Origin of the sequence: Aquibacillus salsiterrae (assembly GCF_028416595.1) — a bacterium.
In the GTDB taxonomy this organism is placed as follows: domain Bacteria; phylum Bacillota; class Bacilli; order Bacillales; family Amphibacillaceae; genus Aquibacillus_A; species Aquibacillus_A salsiterrae.
This window is the reverse complement of the sequence record NZ_JAMQKC010000022.1, coordinates 26,987-45,162: the sequence shown is the minus strand read 5'-3', so window position 1 is coordinate 45,162 and position 18,176 is coordinate 26,987. Positions and strand designations below refer to the sequence as shown.

Annotated in this window: 20 protein-coding genes; 6 read left to right on the top strand and 14 right to left on the bottom strand. The window is 38.1% G+C overall.

The genetic code is table 11. The annotated features are described in order from the left end of the window. Positions 1-220: 220 nt before the first annotated feature. The 3 genes from merA to merR all read right to left on the bottom strand — a co-directional run bounded on the left by merA (position 221) and on the right by merR (position 2,816). Entirely contained in the window at positions 221-1,861 is a 1,641-nt protein-coding gene (gene merA, locus NC799_RS15375) for a mercury(II) reductase (protein WP_272447325.1), read from the bottom strand. 107 nt (positions 1,862-1,968) lie between these two features. Beyond that, positions 1,969-2,268, bottom strand: coding sequence for a putative mercuric transport protein (locus tag NC799_RS15370; RefSeq protein ID WP_272447324.1), 300 nt, complete (start codon positions 2,266-2,268; stop codon positions 1,969-1,971). A 146-nt stretch (positions 2,269-2,414) separates the two neighbouring features. After that, positions 2,415-2,816, bottom strand: a complete 402-nt coding sequence (gene merR, locus NC799_RS15365) for an Hg(II)-responsive transcriptional regulator (protein WP_272447323.1) — start codon at positions 2,814-2,816, stop codon at positions 2,415-2,417. 168 nt (positions 2,817-2,984) lie between these two features. Here merR and NC799_RS15360 point away from each other — a divergent pair, with 168 nt between their 5' ends. From NC799_RS15360 to NC799_RS15350, 3 genes are all read left to right on the top strand, one after another. Continuing rightward, positions 2,985-3,362 carry an SET domain-containing protein gene (locus NC799_RS15360; RefSeq protein WP_272447322.1) on the top strand — a complete coding sequence of 126 codons (378 nt, stop codon included), beginning with the start codon at positions 2,985-2,987 and terminating at the stop codon, positions 3,360-3,362. 147 nt (positions 3,363-3,509) lie between these two features. Beyond that, positions 3,510-3,914, top strand: a complete 405-nt coding sequence (locus tag NC799_RS15355) for a MarR family winged helix-turn-helix transcriptional regulator (protein ID WP_272447321.1) — start codon at positions 3,510-3,512, stop codon at positions 3,912-3,914. A 21-nt stretch (positions 3,915-3,935) separates the two neighbouring features. Then, positions 3,936-5,138: an MFS transporter gene (locus tag NC799_RS15350; RefSeq protein ID WP_272447320.1), complete on the top strand. Its 1,203-nt coding sequence runs from the start codon at positions 3,936-3,938 to the stop codon at positions 5,136-5,138. Between the two features lie 101 nt (positions 5,139-5,239). Here NC799_RS15350 and NC799_RS15345 read toward each other — a convergent pair whose 3' ends face one another. From NC799_RS15345 to NC799_RS15315, 7 genes are all read right to left on the bottom strand, one after another. Continuing rightward, positions 5,240-6,373: a BsuPI-related putative proteinase inhibitor gene (locus NC799_RS15345; protein WP_272447319.1), complete on the bottom strand. Its 1,134-nt coding sequence runs from the start codon at positions 6,371-6,373 to the stop codon at positions 5,240-5,242. Beyond that, on the bottom strand, positions 6,363-6,869 hold the full coding sequence (locus NC799_RS15340; RefSeq protein WP_272447318.1) for an RNA polymerase sigma factor: 507 nt from the start codon (positions 6,867-6,869) through the stop codon (positions 6,363-6,365). Before NC799_RS15340 ends, NC799_RS15345 begins: the two co-directional genes overlap by 11 nt. 758 nt (positions 6,870-7,627) lie before the next feature. Further along, entirely contained in the window at positions 7,628-8,554 is a 927-nt protein-coding gene (locus NC799_RS15335) for a nuclease-related domain-containing protein (protein WP_272447317.1), read from the bottom strand. 266 nt (positions 8,555-8,820) lie between these two features. After that, on the bottom strand, positions 8,821-10,038 hold the full coding sequence (locus NC799_RS15330) for a hypothetical protein (RefSeq protein WP_272447316.1): 1,218 nt from the start codon (positions 10,036-10,038) through the stop codon (positions 8,821-8,823). 16 nt (positions 10,039-10,054) lie between these two features. After that, positions 10,055-10,888: a hypothetical protein gene (locus tag NC799_RS15325; protein WP_272447315.1), complete on the bottom strand. Its 834-nt coding sequence runs from the start codon at positions 10,886-10,888 to the stop codon at positions 10,055-10,057. Then, positions 10,885-11,574 (bottom strand): ATP-binding cassette domain-containing protein, encoded by a 690-nt coding sequence (locus NC799_RS15320; RefSeq protein WP_272447314.1) that lies wholly within the window; start codon positions 11,572-11,574, stop codon positions 10,885-10,887. Before NC799_RS15320 ends, NC799_RS15325 begins: the two co-directional genes overlap by 4 nt. 1 nt (position 11,575) lies before the next feature. Beyond that, a complete protein-coding gene (locus NC799_RS15315; RefSeq protein ID WP_272447313.1) occupies positions 11,576-11,956 on the bottom strand; it encodes a GntR family transcriptional regulator in 381 nt (126 codons plus the stop codon). A 476-nt stretch (positions 11,957-12,432) separates the two neighbouring features. Between NC799_RS15315 and NC799_RS15310 the strand changes: the two genes are divergently transcribed. Continuing rightward, on the top strand, positions 12,433-12,948 hold the full coding sequence (locus NC799_RS15310) for a YehS family protein (RefSeq protein WP_272447312.1): 516 nt from the start codon (positions 12,433-12,435) through the stop codon (positions 12,946-12,948). 194 nt (positions 12,949-13,142) lie between these two features. Here NC799_RS15310 and NC799_RS15305 read toward each other — a convergent pair whose 3' ends face one another. The 4 genes from NC799_RS15305 to NC799_RS15290 form a co-directional block, all read right to left on the bottom strand. After that, the gene (locus tag NC799_RS15305; RefSeq protein WP_272447311.1) at positions 13,143-14,348 is read right to left on the bottom strand and encodes an MFS transporter; all 1,206 of its coding nucleotides are present in this window, start codon (positions 14,346-14,348) and stop codon (positions 13,143-13,145) included. Between the two features lie 375 nt (positions 14,349-14,723). Next, entirely contained in the window at positions 14,724-15,095 is a 372-nt protein-coding gene (locus NC799_RS15300) for a hypothetical protein (protein ID WP_272447310.1), read from the bottom strand. 199 nt (positions 15,096-15,294) lie between these two features. Continuing rightward, a complete protein-coding gene (locus NC799_RS15295) occupies positions 15,295-15,546 on the bottom strand; it encodes an HPr family phosphocarrier protein (RefSeq protein ID WP_272447309.1) in 252 nt (83 codons plus the stop codon). 158 nt (positions 15,547-15,704) lie between these two features. Next, positions 15,705-16,292, bottom strand: coding sequence for a DsbA family oxidoreductase (locus NC799_RS15290; protein WP_272447328.1), 588 nt, complete (start codon positions 16,290-16,292; stop codon positions 15,705-15,707). A 260-nt stretch (positions 16,293-16,552) separates the two neighbouring features. Between NC799_RS15290 and NC799_RS15285 the strand changes: the two genes are divergently transcribed. After that, positions 16,553-17,002, top strand: a complete 450-nt coding sequence (locus NC799_RS15285) for a CoxG family protein (protein WP_272447308.1) — start codon at positions 16,553-16,555, stop codon at positions 17,000-17,002. A gap of 212 nt (positions 17,003-17,214) precedes the next feature. Continuing rightward, positions 17,215-18,066, top strand: coding sequence for a DegV family protein (locus tag NC799_RS15280; RefSeq protein ID WP_272447307.1), 852 nt, complete (start codon positions 17,215-17,217; stop codon positions 18,064-18,066). Positions 18,067-18,176: the final 110 nt, after the last annotated feature.

Genomic DNA, 18,176 nt, shown 5'->3' with positions numbered 1-18,176 from the left:
AATGTGTTATAATTATTCACCAAATGGTGCTCCTCTCTTTGGATTTTTTGGTTGTCGCAAACCCTATTATACCAAAGGTTGGAGTGCTTTTTTATTTTTTTTAAAGTTATTGCTTTCGAAATCTAGGTTTATCTAATTTTGCGGAAATTATACTGTACTTAAAAGGTGTCAGGCACCACCCGTGGACAAATGTCCATTAGTGGTGCCTGACAATTTTTAATTACCCTGCACAGCAAGATAATTTTGAAACATCTTTATCAAATGTAAGAGCCGCTAGCTTTAATCCTTCTGCCATTGTTAAATATGGTGCAAGGCTATCTTTTAAGTCCTCCACGGTTAATCCAAATTTAACAGCTAATGTTGCAGCATATATGACATCTCCTGCATTTTCAGCAACAACATGAACACCTAATACTTTTAACGTTTTCGCATCAGCCACTAGCTTAAATACACCTGTTGTTTCACGGTTAACTATTGCTCGAGATACAGCGTCTAAAGGCAATACAGATGTTTTCACCTCATATCCTGTTTCTTTTGCTTGTTGTTCTGTTAAGCCAACAGTTGCAACCTGTGGATTGGTAAAGGTAACACCAGGAACAGCTGATAAATCTATTTTTTTATTTAGTCCACCTATCGCATTATCGGCAACAATTCCACCTTCATATGCTGCTACATATACAAATTGTGGTCCAAGTGTTACATCTCCAGCCGCATAAATCTTGTCATTGCTAGTTCTAGCAAATTGATTGATCAATATTTCCTTTCGTTCACCGACTTCAACCCCTGCTGCACGTAAATTTAAAGAATCCGTATTTGGTTTTCTCCCTGTAGCAACAAGTAACTGTTCAGATTCAACAACTTTTTTCTTACCATCTACTGTAACGTGAACCCTTTTCGTCTCTCCGTCTTGCTCTACACGCTCAAAAGTAGCCCCTTTGACAAGGTTTATGCCCTGTTCCACCAAAGCCTTTTCTACTGCGTCAGAGATCTCCGGATCATACTCTTTTAAAAGTCGCTCACTTCTTTGCATTAGTGTAACTTCTGAACCTAAATGATGAAACAATTGCCCAAGTTCCATTCCAATATATCCTGAACCAATGACAGTTAAACGTTTAGGTACCTTTTTTAATTCAAGTAATGTGGTACTAGTAAGGTAATCCACTTCTTTAAGCCCTTGAACCTTTGGTAATGACGGAGAAGCACCTGTTGCAATTAGAAAGCGTTTAGCTGAAAATTGTTCTCCATTTACCTCAACTGTATTGTCATCAATGAATTTTGCTTCCCCTTCTAATAAATCAAACCCATATTCCTCAATTAAATTGACATATTTTTGATTCCGGAGCTCACTCACCAGTTCATTCTTTTGCTTAATTAAAGGTGCTAGTTCCACTTCCCCAGCTGTTGTTTGTAAACCAGTAAATGGGTTCACCTTTGCTAATCGGTTGATTTCTCCAGCCCGAAGCAATGTTTTAGACGGAACACAACCAATATTCACACATGTTCCCCCTACTGTTCCGCGCTCAATCATGCCCACTCTTGCCCCGTACTCAACTGCTTTAATGGCAGCAGAAAAAGCAGCTCCACCAGAGCCAATAATAAGTAAATCATAGTCCCCTTCATCGTCCAATACCATATTTGTATCCGGTGAAAGTTTTTCAATTTCCCCAGGTCGATATGTCGCATCATCAATAGCCTTTTTTGCATTTTCAACCCCTATGTCATTAGGCAATTCAAATATTGCTTCCCCTCGTCGAAAACTTGCTTCAATGTTTTTAGCTCCAATATTTTCAAGTGCTACTGCTACATGTTCTTCACAGCCCGTACAAGTCATCCCCTGAATAGTAAGCTTATATTTATTCATACCATCAACCTCCTGTTTGAGTTTACTTTTTCCTATTTCCTTATCTCATACCCTAAATCGGTAATAATTTGTTCAATTTCACCCAATAGATATGTTAAATACTTCATTTATAATCCTTGACTAAATAATGTAAAGATAAGCATAGTGAGAGAAACGATAGTACTTATCCATAACAGCTTTTTTGTTTTCTCTGAACTATTTTTTTGTTGCCATACAAGTAGATGAGCAACGGCAAGCATAATAACCGTTATAGCAATAAACCAGATTCGATATGGAGCCAATGTAACCGCAAGTGTTCCAGCTAAACCACTTAGACCAAGTGGTATCAAAATCGCTAAGCCAATTCAACAAAGACTAGCTAAGAAAGCGGAAAACATTGAAGCAATCGCTACTACTCTTTCCTTCATCTATACATCTCCTGACTTTTAGTCGATTCCTGATATTTAACATAGGAATCAAAGGTTATTCCAATAAAAACGGCAAAACAGGAATCAAAACTAGAAGAGTTCCTGACGAAAAGGTCCTTTTATATTTCATAAACCTTTTCCTTTCGTTACGAATCAAACAGTAATGTTTCAATGATTGGGCAAGCATGTAATTGCTTTTCATCTGGGCAGCGCTGCTTTAAATCATTTAACATTGTTTCAATTCGTTTTAAGTCGTCTATTTGCTTACGAACTTCTGCTTCTTTTTTTGAAACAAATGCAAACATATCCGCGCAGCGAACTTCATCTTTATCGACAACCCCAAATAATTTATAAATTTCACTTAACGAAAAACCAAGCTCCTGCATCCTTTTAATAAACCTGACACGCTGAACATCTGAATCTGAATAAATCCGATAGCCTGCATTAGTTTTTAATGGCTCTTGTAATAACTTCTTTTTTTCGTAATATCTAATCGTCTCTTTGTTCACATCACATTTTTCAGCAAACTCACTAATACGATAACTCACATGAATCACCCCTAGAAATATAATAAACCGTGTATCATGGTACATAGTCAAGAGATTTAATGAAACTTTCCTTAACGGTGTCAGGCACCACCCGTGGACAAATGTCCATTAGTGGTGCCTGACACCAAGGTTTGGTACAATTAAATAAATAAAGATAGGGGGCACAGCATGATTGAGATAAAAACATCTTCAGTTAGTGACGGTGAATTCAATAGAGGGGTATTTGCTACTTGTGATATAAAAAAAGGGGAGCTTTTGCACGAGGCACCTGTGATTTCTTATCCGAATGACCAGCATCAACACATCGAGAAAACCCTTCTTGCTGATTATGCATTTGAGTATGGGATAAACCATTCTGCTATTCTGCTTGGTTATGGGATGTTATTTAACCATTCCTATGAACCAAATGCACGCTATGAGATTAATTTTAAAAATGATACCTTTGATTTCTATGCTTACAAAGACATAAAAGCAGGCGATGAGGTTTTCATCAATTATAACGGCGATGTAGATATCCAAGATCCACTTTGGTTTAATCAAGATTGAGAAAAGGTACATATAACAGGGGTCAGGTACCACCGACGGACAAATATCCATCAGTGGTACCTGACCCCTTTACAAATTTATGAATCAGAGTATAATAGACATTGCTATTTTATTTACCTAGGTAAATATATTTAAGGTGGTGGTAAATTGAAAGGCAATACTGTTATTCATGAGCTACATCAAACTACACGTTTTTTATCCAAGGTTGTTAATGAACGGTTACAAAAGCATGGCATCTTCCAGTCTCAGTGGATGATTTTATATTGTATAAAGAAATTTGGGCCAATGACGCAAACAGAGATTTGGAAATATCTAAATGTTGAAGCCCCGACTGTCACAAGAACACTTACTAAGCTTGAAAGAAATGGCTGGATTGTCCGGCAAAAGGGCAAAGACCAACGAGAGAAAATTGTTGACTTGACCGATAAAGCAAAATCAGAAATTACTGAAATTGAAACGACAATCGATACATTTGAAAGCGAAATGCTTAAAGGACTTAGTCCAGAAGAGTGTGAACAGCTCTCAAATCTCTTAGCTAAAGTAGGTAGGTAACACCTAGAGAGGATGGAATCAATGAATAATGATCAATCAATGGAAAAAATTTGGACAAAAAGCTTTGTCTTTATCTTCTTAAGTAACTTCTTCCTATTTCTTACATTTTATGCACTCCTGACAACACTTCCTATTTTTGTACTGGAGGAACTAAGTGGGTCAGAAACACAAGCAGGACTAGTCGCTACTATTTTTCTATTATCAGCGATTATTGTACGGCCATTTTCCGGAAGGCTACTTGGAGATTTTGGGAAAAAGAAAATGTTAATTATCAGTATGCTACTTTTTATGGCAAGCTCGTTTTTATATATTGGTATAAATAGTCTCTATTTATTACTTGCTTTACGCTTTTTCCATGGAATTTGGTTTAGCATTGCGTCAACAGCAACAGGAGCTATTGCTGCTGACATTGTTCCGGAAACCCGTCGCGGGGAAGGGTTGGGCTATTATGTAATGTCGCAAAATATCGCTGTAGTTGTTGGTCCATTCATCGGCTTAACCCTGTTACAAGTAACTACTTTTCAAAATCTTTTTTTGGTGTTAAGCGTACTGATGGTTGGAGCTATCGTGTTTACATCGCTAGTTAGCGATCCAACTGCAGCAAAGCCAAGCAAAAGGAAGCTTAGTGTCAGTGACTTATTTGATGGAAAAGCTCTGCCTATTGCCGCAGTTGCAAGCTTAATTGCATTTAGTTATTCGGCGATATTATCGTTTATTTCTATTTATGCAAAATCAATCGGTCTCATCGAAGCGGCCAGTTACTTTTATGTCCTATTTGCTGCGGCAATGCTCCTATCCCGCCCATTTGTCGGACGCTTGTTTGATCGAGTTGGACCAAATATTGTTATCTATCCGTCGATTGGCTTGTTTGCAGCTGGGCTACTCGTCTTAAGTATAGTGCAATCACCAATGATGCTTTTTCTATCTGCTATATTGGTTGGTCTCGGGTACGGTACAGTTGTCCCATGTTTACAAACGTTGGCAATCCAATCTGCCGGAAAAGGTAGAAGTGCTCATGCAACAGCAACCTTCTTTACCCTCTTTGACACAGGTGTTGCCACAGGGTCTTATGTACTTGGTTTAATTGCAACAAACTTTGGCTTTCAACAACTATACATCACAACCGGAATCTTCATGATTGTTGTAGTTTTCGCTTATAAATTGATGATGAAAAAACGAAAAGAAACAGAAGTGAAAAACTATAAACCTGTTAAAATAGGATAGGTATTGACTACCGTTTGATCGTTGGCACGACTCGTTCGGGTGTCAAAAAGGAACCCTGGGGTCAGGCACTACATCAGTAGTTAGTTGCCTGACCCTCTTCCTTAGTTTATCGTAAACTCCAAGTTTTGATGAAATTTGGTCGAACTATCTTCTTCTGGTTCATTGGATGTCATGTACACTTCTAATATATAGGTTTGTCGTTCATAATCTTGGCCTAAATCAATGGTATAGGATAGTTCTTCGCCTGGTGCTATAGTCTTTTTATGAGGGGTGTTGTCAAATGACTGATCCTCACTATAATCATAAACCATTGTCCCTTCAGCATCCTTTTTCCAAACAATGTAATTAAATTCTTGACTAGTATCAAACGTTAGTGTTACAGCTTGTTGCGAACTATTCTTAAGCACGTATTGGAAGGAATTACCACCATCCATTTTTGTTAACGTTGGCTGAAGTTGTTGTGTTATCTCAACAGAATCACTTTCCACATTATTCGGTTGCAGTGGATCACCTTTTAATATATCCTCCACTTCTTTATAACCATCTGGAAAGGCAAAATTATACCTCGCTGGTAGTGCAAAAACATAGTTGTTATTCTCACCTAGTTTACTTGGTTGAATAGGTGCAGCACCAATATGATATTCTCCCTTCTCAAGTGCAGCCCATTGATCAATAGTGAAAACCATGATTGGAATATCTTGTCGGGGATTTTCCGCGGTCCAGTCTGGGTGTCTGATCGCAAGGCGTGGGCCACTTTCCACCAGTTCGCTCTGATTATTCGTCCCCTCCCAAGTTTCTGTTACAACAGTATAACCTTCCCAGCCTTTTGGTAAGGAAAATGAAAATCCATATTCGGCATTTCTGTAAATAATTTTATTTGATGCAGCAGTGCCGCTGTCGTTGGCAGTAGTTTCATCCTTTTCACTATCTGATGGCTGATTTTCTTCTCCTTTTTGAATCTGGTCAGGCTGGTCATCATTTAATGCGCTATTCTCCTGGTTAAGCGGACCATTAAACATAATAAACAATAGGATGGCAACGGCACTTGCTAGTCCTAGCGTCATTCGTTTTGCCCTCACCCTTCGCTTCTGCTTTTTCTTCCAGACCCTTTCATATTGTAATATGTTTTGATAGATTTTATTTTGGGTCTCTTTACCGAATGTTTTATCATAATCCGGCTCAGGAAGCGCTCTAATTTCCTTCACTATATCGGAAAATTTCTCATTATCTTTCATCAAAAAAATCCTCCTTATTTTTTTGTAGTGCCTTCAGTGCTCGATGATAGGTTATCCGAACCTTATTCTCATTCCAATTCAATATTGCCGCTGTTTCAGACACAGTCAGTTCTTTTATCGCTCGTAAAATAAGCACATCTCGGTAGGTCGCTTTTAAAGATTGAATCGCCTGATAAAGTAGCTTATTATTTTCATTGAATTGTAAAATTGCATCTGGTGTATCTTCATCCTGTTGCTCCCCTCTAAAACTAAGCATTTGTTTGATCCTCGACCGATTCCGTCTTCTTATCTCATCTATGCCGACATGACGTGCGATAGAAAAAATCCATGTTTTGGGGCTTGATTTTTGCTGAAAGGAATCAACACCTTTGATTGCTCGGATAAAAACCTCTTGGACCAAGTCTTCTACGTCACTAGAACCAACGTAATAAACTAGGAAATGGTAGATATCTTTGTTATACAGGTGATACCACTCTGAAATTTGGTTGCTAGCCATCCACTTCTCCTCCGATTTTTTTAAACTCATCATTTAGTCGAACCAGCACTTCCTTTATTTCACTTGTTAACAGTTTTTTTTAGATTATCACTAAAATGGCACTCGTAAGTAATTTTATTTAAGGAGGATTTCGGATATATGTGGTGAACGGTATGATGATGACGGGGCACGTCATCATCAGAGTTGCGGAATCTAGGGGACAGAGTGTCGATGATTCACCCCTTCATCAACACATTTGCTATTCTCACTCGCGATTCTGTCGATGATTCACCCCACCATCGACAGATTTGCTATTCCTTCCCGCGATTGTGTCGATGATTCACCCCTTCATCGACACATTTGCTATTCTCACTCGCGATTCTGTCGATGACGCACCCCTTCATCGACAGATTTGCTATTCCTTCCCGCGATTGTGTCGATGATTCACCCCACCATCGACAGATTTGCTATCCCTTCCCGCGATTGTGTCGATGATTCACCCCTTCATCGACACATTTGCTATCCCTTCCTGCGATTCTGTCGATGATTCACCACTTCATCGACAGATTTGCTATCCCTTCCCGCGATTGTGTCGATGATTCACCCCACCATCGACAGATTTACGATACCAAAACGCAAAAGTGTCGATGATGCACCCATCATCGACACAACAAGGAGAAGATTCTAAAAAAGAGCAAGATCACAGCCACCAACTAAACTAAATTAGAAAATAGTCGACGCAGAAGGGCTGTTTCCCGCATCACATCAGGCACATTTGTTTAAATTGAATGATAATAAGTACCAGTTTTTGTACCAATAGATTGATAGTTTTTCTTAAGGACTCTTGAGATTGTTACCTTATTGCAACCAATTTTACCCCAATCACACCAATCATAAATTCCATTTGTTGAAATCTTATCATTTGGAAATAATAACTCAAATTCTTTCGTCATTCGTAAAATTGCTGAATCTACTTTCTCCTTTTCTTGACAATGTCTACAAACAAAACTATAACCATTAACTTCAAGCATAAAAGACTTACACTTGCGACAGTAAATGCCCTTTTGCAGTTGATCATAGCTATACTCTGGTATTCTTTCAAAAGGATTCTTTGTTTGATGAAGGGACAGTAATTTTTGAGCAAGCATCTTATGTCCATCATTTAACTTAGAAGGGGTACTATTCAAATCATTTATTAAGCGGTGAACTTGTGTGGGTAGGATAATGGGTTGATTCATAGGGGCTTGGTATAAGGTGAACTCGGGATTAATAAAAATAAGGAGTGGGTTGACAAGGAAGTTTGCTCCGAGGTTTTGAAGTAACTGACCGAACAGGGTTGTGCTCCTCTTTAATTGATCGATAGGATTTTTGTATTCACGTTTGGACGATACACCATAAAGTTTGTCCAACTCATAGTAACAGTCCCCTTGATAATTTTTTATATCAAAAAGGTGAACAGTTGCTTGGGAAATGATGATCGAATCAATCTGGAAATAAGAGTTATTAACTTCAAATAATAAATCATTTAGCACATATACTTCTTCACCAATCCCCTCTACTAATAAGTCAAACTGAATTTCTCCTTCTAATCCCCTTTCAAGATTCAAGTAATGAAAGGTCTCTTTTTCTGTTAACACTGTTCGGACATGCAATGCTCGCATAACCATTAGTTCTTTAGACACAAACCGCCGCTTAAGCACTACCATGGCACACTTCCTTTTCAATTGATAAGACTATCTTACCATCTTATAAAAAAGTGTCAATTATGTAAAAAAAAGAAAACCAGACCAATCAAAGTCTGGTTTTTCAATGACACCACCGCTCTTCGGTAAAATTTCTTCCATCGTATACTTTCCCCTGTGATTAAACTCATTAGCATTTAGTTCCTGAAGGTCGTGGTCAAAAATGTATCACTTGTTTTCAAGTTAACACCACCTCTTCCACACTAGTTTTCAAAATCCTCTAAAACTATTCATTTTACAGATAATTCATACAGATACAGCACGTATTCTTCCATTTCTTCTGCACTAGTAACAGCTAATTCGCCACTATAAAGCAACTTACCTGTTTGGGTGTCCACAGCAACGACAAATGCTTTCTGGTTCTGATTCATTGACCTGGTTGCGACATAGACTTTCCCATTATCGATCGTCATTAGCGGTGGATTTTGATCTTTCAGTTTATAGGGTAGCTCTATTTCAAAGCTAGTATCTTCCTTTCCACTCTCCTGGTTAAGTGAAGTTACTATCAGCTTTCCACCCTCTGTTTTCACAAAGTAAATCATTTCACCGTCGTAAAAGCTAGCCTGGTTATCTGTCGTTTGAATGTCTTCTGGCAACTCGATACTAGTTGTCTCTTTCGTTAATAGATTATAGGTAACCATTTCTTTTTGTACCGATTCAAATCTAGTTGATTCCAAGTCTTTTTTTATACTGCTTTCTGTTACCATAAAAATGAGATTTTCATCGTCTTGAAGTGGGCTTGTTTGAATTAATTGTGCATTCATTTGGGTATCTCCTTGGTCTTCCGGAAGCTTGAGGACTGCTTCATCCCCACTTATTTGTTGGCTCGCAATATCAACGGTATAAACATGTTGCTCGGTATTGTTTACTCCATTATCCCTAGTCATGTTTTGCGTAATTAGCTTCAATTCACCGCCGATAATCTGTACATCTTCCATCAATACATGCTCAACCATTGTTTGATTTGGTACTTGCAGTTTGAAAGAATCCGTCTTAGACTCTTCTTTATTCAAGATGGAAATGTCAAATTGATAATTATACGACTGCAACGAACCAGATGTCTGGTAGGAGACATTTGCATAAGCAAGAAACTGATCATTTTCAAAAAATAGATTCTCAATAGGGTCTTTCCCTCGCATAAAATTACGGTTTTTTTGTCGTAAATCTTTGATAACAGTTGGAGGGTTCCCAATTAACCTATTTAAAAAGGAATTATTGTTACGGTTGGTTCCTTCTGCCGTAATTTTCACCTGGGTTGAACTTTTAGATGATGAATCGAAAAAAGACCCATCTAATACTAATGATTTTATCTCCGCCATGTCACCACTTGTTGTTTCAATTGTAACATCTGGATTTTGGTCAGCCGCTACCTTATTAGTTAGATAAAAAGACCCGATACTTACTATTATAACGATAATGGTAACCGTCATTTTCCAGTATTTTTTCATATTTTAAAGACACTCCTTATACGGTGATTTTTTGCTTAAGTAAATATTTACTCGTCCAGATAGATACTCCAAGTACAATCAAACCTGCTAAGATTTCAAGCAACAGCAATTCGATTGGATAAAGAAATCCATTTAGCACAAAGTCTTGTAACAGTAAGGGGGAAATAAAAGCAAAGACCGCAACAGTAGCATACCCTGCACCCAGGATGATCCCTTTCCACTTGAAGCTTCTCTCGAACAAAATCCCTGCGAAAATAATAGAAACAGCCATTAACCCAGCACCGTAGTATAAGAAAAACTCCACGATACTACTGGGAATAATCAAACCTAACTCAGGAACTCTTCTTATCACTTCTCGTGTCCCGAAGTCTAAGCGAAATTCAGCCGGGACCATCGATTTAAATACCACGTTCTCAAGTGGGAGTATCATTAGTTGAAATGCTACAAAGCCAAACGTCATTAACAAGATAGTGGTAAGCTTAGCAAGGAAAATATTTAACCTTGAAGTTGGTAGCATTAACAAACGGTAAATGAATGTATTTTTTCCAAACCAATCTCGGTACCAAATGAAAAAGATATAAAACGCAACACCAGCGATACATAACATAATTGGTCCCATAAACCATACGCTTCTTACTACGCGCACAAAATCAATTTGGCCGAAGTCTTGCAAAAACTGTGCTTTTGGCATTAAGTCAACATTGATGCTTTGATCAGCCATCTTTACATATTTATTTGCCTGGACAATGACACCAATCATCTGTGCTACAAATGTGATACCTAGTAAGACTGCAAATAGTCGGGTAACTCGATTCCATTCAAAATTGACTAGCTTTAGATAGCTTTTCATCTTTGATACACCTCTCTCATAACATCGATGACAGACTTTCCTTCTTGTTCTCGTGCATCTTCTGCATTGAACTCCTTTGTCACCATTCCGTCATCCATCAGGACAACTTTATCAATTAAATGTTCAATATCGCCTACTTCATGGGTGGTTATAATGACGCCTCGATTCTCAATTAAGTGGCTGGTAAACACTTTCGCAATCTCTTCACGGCTGAACATGTCAATGCCTGAGAATGGTTCATCCATCAAGACATAATCAACATCAAGCGCCAAACCAAGTAATAAATTTACCTTCGCTGCATTCCCCTTTGATAACGAAGAAATTCGATTCGTGTCATTTAATCTGAAAAATTCGAGCAATTCTGTTGCGCGCTCTTGATTCCAGGATGAGTAAAAATCAGCCATGAACTCCATTGCTTGACCGATCGTCATGCCCGGGAGCATCGTGATCGCATCGGGAATAAAAGTAATGTTATCGAACATTTTTTCTTTTAACCGCTGCCCGTCGATTAAGATTTCACCTTTGTTGATCGGTGTTAATCCCATAATCGCATTTAAAATTGTTGTTTTGCCAACCCCGTTAATTCCAATCAAACAAGTAATCTCCCCTTTGTTTGCCGAAAACGATATTCCTTTCAGTATTTGCTTGCGTCCATACTTCTTTTCAACCGCTCTAACCTCAATCATCCTAAGCCTCCTCCTCGTCATGCCCCGTGTACTTTTCCTTAACCAAATGAAGCAGTTCGTCAACCGGCACATTAATAGAACGAACAGATGTGACAAATGTATCAACTGCTTCCATAATTAACTCTTCTCTGACTTGCCCTAGCAGCTTTTCGTCGGTCGTGATTTTACTTGGGTGATTCTTCTCTGTAAAAATCAATCCTTGTTCCTCCATTTCTTTATACGCTCGCTGGGCCGTATTTGGATTAACCTTCATCTGGTTAGCGAGCTCCCTTCTTGACGGTATCTCCTCCCCAGGCTTTAGTTCTCCCACTGCAATCTTTTCTTTAAAGCTACGTATTATCTGCAAATAGACCGGACCGCGATTATTAAATTTCACATCCATCCAAACAACTCCTATACATCATTAGATGTTTTTCAATCTTTCGTATAAGTGTATGTATTAAGTGGTTCATACGCTTATAGTGTATTATATGGTTAATACGCGCTTTTTGTCAATCCTGTTTTTTATAAGAAAAGCGCAAGTCGCGCCTTCGAAACAAGAAAACCACTTGTTTCTGCGATGTCTATTCTTAGAAGTGTTCCTTAGTGCCCAGCCTAAGGCAAGCTTAAGCAGAAAATCCTTGTGACGCTCTTTGTCACAAAGATTAAGACTTCGAGGGGATAGGCGCCCAGCACTAGACAGCTCTTGCATTTTATACACTTTCCTATCTTAGTTCCACTAATCTGTCGATGACTCGATAATCGACCTTTCAAACACATACCGAGACTGCCAAAAATCCCTTTCATCCCTTTAAAGTAGATATTGTGAACAAACAATGGTTAAAATAGTAGTATCAGTATTGTTTGGAGGAATAAAAAATGGGTTTAGATAACAATGATATTTTGATACGAATTAGATATGCGCTCGATATCAAAGATGAAAAAATGGTTGATTTATTTCAGCAGGGAGGTATAGACATTACCGCCGATAATGTGAAGAAATTGCTTACCAAGACAAAGGACGATAACGACTCGGATGAGGAAAAAGATAGTGAAGACTATATGAAATGCACAAATGCAACATTGGAGTCTTTCCTAAATGGTCTTATCACCGACAGAAGAGGCAAACAGGACCCTAAGCCTGGACAAACGAACAATCCAGAGAGGCTAATTAAGAGTAAAGCCAACGTCAACAACGTTTTACTGAAGAAATTGAAGATTGCCTTATCATTAACTACTGAAGATATAATTGATATCTTAGCAAATGCCGGGGTCCGTGTTTCAAAAGGGGAGATTAGTGCTATTTTAAGAAAAGAAGGTCACAAAAATTATAAAGAGTGCGGCGATAAATTTGCGAGGAATTTTCTAAAAGGATTAGCTTTGAAATATCGATAAATAACGAGAGGCAAACCGATAAAGAAGAAAAACTTCCACCTTTCCTTGCTCGAGAAATGGCCAGGCACTAGACTCATTATCTCCTACACTGTTGGAGGCCACCCTTTCTAGTAGCCTCCATTCTAATTCATCTTACTAGTTTCATGAAGCACCCTTGCATCAATCCCATTAAGCTAAAACATTACCACTATTTCTTATTCCCCAACATTGCTAACAAACAATTGCTTATTTTTATAAACAATTGCACTACCAATCGCAAGGAATAGCGCTGAAATAACGAACACAATTCGGATCCCAAACAAATCTGCTAGTAAACCCATCATAAGTGAAGCAATTCCAAAAGTCCCAGTCCCAATCGCACCTAATGAACTATAAACAGTGGCTAACTGCGCTTTAATAACACTGGTTTGGATAATGGTTTGTTGTGGAATATTTTTGATTTGACCGAAAAACCCCACACACAGCGATAAAAGGAGAGCAACAATTGGAATACTATTTAAGCTAAATAAAAAGGTGATTGTAGAACTAAGAAATAAACCAATAAAAATAGTCGTTCCTAGTTTTTTTTCGATAAAAGAAGTGAATTTCACACAAAAAACACTTCCAAAAATTAGCCCTAGAAAAAAAGCACCATTGATAAATCCCCACCATTTTTCACTAACATGGAGCGCATTGCTGACAAATACATACAAAATGGCTGCGATCCACACTGTTCCTGCAATGGTTTCAAATAGATCAATCCAAGCAAATTTTCTCAATACTGGTGTGTGAGATAAGGTCTTCCAACCTTCATTTATTTGTTCTAGTTTCGCTTTTGGCTCAGACGGTTTATGATGCACAGTTTCTAAAAAACAAAGGAAGATACTAGCAACTACGAACAAACCTCCTACAACCCAAACCAGTTGTTGTGAACTCATTACCATTAAAAATAAACTTCCAACAAACCACATCATAGACTGGATCATTTGCGTCACTGTTTCTGCTACTCCATTTGCTTGAATTAAGTGTTCTGACTTAACATAGTGCGGAATCAAGGTCTGTCTGATCGGTTTTGCACAGCCGTCGAGTAATGCAATCAAAGCAATGTTGACCAAAACCAGATAATAATTTGATGCTGTTATCCAAAGTAGCAAAAATCCAAGAACAACAAGCAATATCGTTTTAACGATTTGAGACCCTGCCAATAACTGGTTTAAACTTATTTTCCCAATCAAAAGAGGTGTTAACAAGCTTGCTATAAACATTGATGAAGTAATCGTAAATGGCACAAGCGATGATGCAGTTGCTGAACCAGTTCGAGCAAAAATCGTACTAATTACGCTCACCATATATAGGACATCACCGATATTAGCGAGCGACAGGCCGATTAACAATAGTAAAAAATTCCGATTCCAATTCATTCTTATCCCCCAAAAGTAGAATTGTTGATTACTTTAGGGATGGTTAAATTGGACTGTTCATACTGCACGGCTCCTTTCCAATTGGATAAATCTGGGGGGGTAGCGATTTATCACTAGGTTAGAGATATAAGTAAAAGCGCCCGGAGCAAGACAGCTCTTGGATCTTTTTATATTTTTGTATAAAAAAAGGTATTGTAAGCAGCAAAAATTAATAAGTATATCAAAAACAAATTACAATATACTCAAAATTAATAAATGCTATCCTTTTTTTCATCATAGATGGTGGCTGCATAAAGCCATTGTGGTTTCTTATCTTTGAAAAAAAGAATGAGCACTGTCCTTAGACAACCCTCATTCCATTTAAAATTACGTATTTTACTTCAAAAAGCTAAGTGCTTCACTAGCCATTTTTTTATCGGCTTTACTAATCGTGTGTGGTTTCTTTGGCGTTGTCGGTTTTACTTTTGATGTTTGATCATCGACAGCCACAATTTGTAAGAAAAAGGGAATCTTTTCGTTTTCTCGATTCAACAATCCTTGGAGTATCTTTACTTTTTCTAAAGAACCTGACATGTCACCATTATAGTCCCACTTTATCTTATTCTTATATTTCTTATCGAGTACTTCCTTTAATGCCAAAGCCTCCGATACTGCCTCTCCAGCTGTTTTGAACAAGGAGTTTTTCCGAAGTATTCCTTTCTTCGTAAATCCATCTCCGACTTTCGCTTGATATAGAACGCTTGTCATTTGTTGGTCATCCTTCCTGTGTTGGTCTGCACCCTTAAGTGGTGAGTCTTTACACCAGAAGACCTAAAGGTAAATCCTTACTATTCATTGTACAGGTTATCTCCGACAATTACTAGTTTATGCATCCATTTAAGAATTAGAACGAATCATTTAGCAGGAAAATAGCAAAGTCTGCTTATTCTTTTCTTTTACTTAAAACCTAGCTTTCTTCTTCCAAAAATGCACTTATCGCTAACATCGCCTCTCTATCATCATCTCCTTTAGCAATAATCGAAACCTCCGTCCCTTTATCAAGGACAAGCGATAACAGTCCCAACATACTTTTTACATTAATCTTATAATGCTTAGACTCCAACGTGATATCGCTTACATATTTACTTGCTAAATTTGTTAATGCTGCAATATCCTGCGCATTTAAAAATCGATTAACGCGTATCTCTTTAATATACATGTCATCAACTCCCTATTTTCATGTATTTATTATACATGCTTTTTATCATTGCTAGAACAACGGAAAGAAAAGCGCAAGTCGCCTTGGATTTTTTATGCTTTCTTGTCTTTTAAAAAAAGCACCCTTCAACAACGATAGTCATTAAAGGATGCTTTATTTTATTCGCCTTCTGCAATAACCTTTTGAAGGGCTTGGACAAATGCTTCTGTAGGTTGCGCACCATTGATCGCGTATTTTTTGTTAATGAGGAAGAAAGGAACACCATTAATTCCGTAGTCATGTGCTTGTTGTTCGTCTGAACGCACTTCTTCCGCCATGTCATCACTAGCAAGCATGTTAGCAACTTCTTCGTGGTCAAGTCCAACTTCTACAGCTAACTCTGTTAATGTTTCATGATCGCCAATGTGCTTTGAGTCTGTAAAATAAGCCCGTAATATTCTCTCGGTCATTTCCTTCATCAAATCGTGTTTTTTTGCAAGCATTGCTAAACGATGGGCGTCAAATGTATTCGTTTGAATCAGTGTATCCATGTTATACTCTAACCCAACTTCCTTCGCCATCTGCACCATATTCTCGGTGTTTGCTTTTGCTTGCTCCACACTCATGCCGTATTTTTTCGCTAAAGATTCGTATACATTTAAATCGATATCGCGTGGTGCCGATGGATCGAGTTCAAACGCACGATACGTTACTTCAATCGGTTGATCAATCTGTTTTATCGCGTCCTCCAGACGCTTTTTGCCAATATAGCAAAATGGTCAAGCAAAGTCTGTCCACATTTCAATATGCATAGCTCTTTCCCTCCGTTATCTGTATCTAAAAATTAGTATGTCTAACATAATTATTTTCACCCTCGGAAAAAGGCATTCCTTGCTCCTTATTCCACTAATCGTTTTACACCTGTTTCTACCTAATGTCAATTAATTGGTTTTATTTATGACGTAGATAGGAATAATTCTCCAATAAGTTTTATAAAATCTAAAAGGAATATGGAGGAGGGTTAATCATGCCAAGTGGTACGCACGAGGTGGAACTTAACATCTCGATTGATTCAATCTGGGATTTTGTCAAAGACATGAATAACTGGGCACCGCTAGTTCCTGGTTACATCGACCATAACATCCTTAACGATAACCAATCCACATGGACGTTCAAGGGAGACCTTGGGATTATGCAAAAGAAAATAAAATTACAAATTGATATTACAGCCTGGCAGGAACCAAATCTTGTCACGTTTGACTTAAAAGGGTTAAATGAAAATTTTGCTGGAACGGGCTATTTCAAAGCTGAAGCTATATCGATTAGCAACACGAAGATGAGCGGAAATTTAGATATAACCGCTCACGGGATGATGGCACGTGTTGTAAATCCCGTTCTCAAATTATTTGTTCCGAAAACAGCAACCGAATTAACGAATAACATCGCTAACAAACTGAAAGAAATAAATCCAGTATAAGGTGTTGTAGATGGTTCTCGAGCTCTTGTACACTACTAGGACTTGCGAGAACCTCTTCTTTGTGCTGTTCACACAACATACCGGTATTTTACCCTTTCGAAACGGACAAGTTGGTGCTTTTTTCCCATTTCATTCACGATCACCCAGGGTGTATAAGCACTTTAGTAGAATATATACTATTAGTGGAAATTGTTCGAGAAAGGGGTTCATTCTTGAAAAAAATAATTATAACAACGGAAAGTGGAGCAGATTTACCAAACGATCTAGCAAAGAAACACAGTGTTCATGTAGTTCCAATGCACATCATCATGGATGGGAAGGATTATTTAGATGGTTCTTTACCCGTGCAGGAAATATATGACTTCTATGACCGTACCAAACAAATACCCTCGACAACAGCTACCAATATCCATGAATACCTGGAGTTTTTCAAACAAATTCAAGCAGACAATCCAGGTTGTACAACTGTTCATATTGGGTACACTTCAAAAGCATCTTCGTCATTTCAAAATGCAGTAAATGCAGCAAAGGAATTAAACGATGTACACTTAATTGATGCTTTAAATGTAACAGGCGGGCTTGCCGCTATGGTGATGTATGCAGTTTCGTTAATAGAAAATCAGCCAGATATTACTCCGAATGAGCTCACGCAGAAAATAATGGCAAAGATTCCTAAAACGAGGCTCGCATTTGTTCCTGGAAAACTCGAATTTTTACGGGCTGGCGGACGTGTCAGTAACGCAGCTTATCTCGGAGCTGCTTTGTTAAAAATTAAACCAAGGATTGATTTAGTTGACGGTAAACTCGTTTCCACAAAGAAATACCGCGGAAAAATGAGCACGATTGCAGAAAAACTCTTAGCTGAATATTTCGAGCAATATAACCTCGACAAAGAACGTATTTATCTAATTTACTCACTCGGACTTGATGAAAAGGTCAAACACCAGGTGGACGAAATGATACAGAAGGCTGGATTCAAAGAGATTACTTGGATCGAAGCTGGTGCCATGATATCGACCCACGCAGGACCCGGAGGCTTTGGTATCGCCGGATTAGAAGTATAAGTCCTGTTTTTTGGGGTATCTTACTTAAGCTGACATAAGTAAATACCCCCTTTTTTACCATGTGTAACCTTAACACTTAAACCAAATTACGAGGAGTAATGACAAGTCTG

Coding starts and splice junctions, on each gene's coding strand:
- merA (WP_272447325.1), bottom strand. CDS start 1,861: ATGAATAAATATAAGCTTACTATTCAGGGGATGACTTGTACGGGCTGT.
- NC799_RS15360 (WP_272447322.1), top strand. CDS start 2,985: ATGATTGAGATAAAAACATCTTCAGTTAGTGACGGTGAATTCAATAGA.
- NC799_RS15350 (WP_272447320.1), top strand. CDS start 3,936: ATGAATAATGATCAATCAATGGAAAAAATTTGGACAAAAAGCTTTGTC.
- NC799_RS15345 (WP_272447319.1), bottom strand. CDS start 6,373: ATGAAAGATAATGAGAAATTTTCCGATATAGTGAAGGAAATTAGAGCG.
- NC799_RS15340 (WP_272447318.1), bottom strand. CDS start 6,869: ATGGCTAGCAACCAAATTTCAGAGTGGTATCACCTGTATAACAAAGAT.
- NC799_RS15335 (WP_272447317.1), bottom strand. CDS start 8,554: ATGGTAGTGCTTAAGCGGCGGTTTGTGTCTAAAGAACTAATGGTTATG.
- NC799_RS15330 (WP_272447316.1), bottom strand. CDS start 10,038: ATGAAAAAATACTGGAAAATGACGGTTACCATTATCGTTATAATAGTA.
- NC799_RS15325 (WP_272447315.1), bottom strand. CDS start 10,888: ATGAAAAGCTATCTAAAGCTAGTCAATTTTGAATGGAATCGAGTTACC.
- NC799_RS15320 (WP_272447314.1), bottom strand. CDS start 11,574: ATGATTGAGGTTAGAGCGGTTGAAAAGAAGTATGGACGCAAGCAAATA.
- NC799_RS15315 (WP_272447313.1), bottom strand. CDS start 11,956: ATGGATGTGAAATTTAATAATCGCGGTCCGGTCTATTTGCAGATAATA.
- NC799_RS15310 (WP_272447312.1), top strand. CDS start 12,433: ATGGGTTTAGATAACAATGATATTTTGATACGAATTAGATATGCGCTC.
- NC799_RS15305 (WP_272447311.1), bottom strand. CDS start 14,348: ATGAATTGGAATCGGAATTTTTTACTATTGTTAATCGGCCTGTCGCTC.
- NC799_RS15300 (WP_272447310.1), bottom strand. CDS start 15,095: ATGACAAGCGTTCTATATCAAGCGAAAGTCGGAGATGGATTTACGAAG.
- NC799_RS15295 (WP_272447309.1), bottom strand. CDS start 15,546: ATGTATATTAAAGAGATACGCGTTAATCGATTTTTAAATGCGCAGGAT.
- NC799_RS15285 (WP_272447308.1), top strand. CDS start 16,553: ATGCCAAGTGGTACGCACGAGGTGGAACTTAACATCTCGATTGATTCA.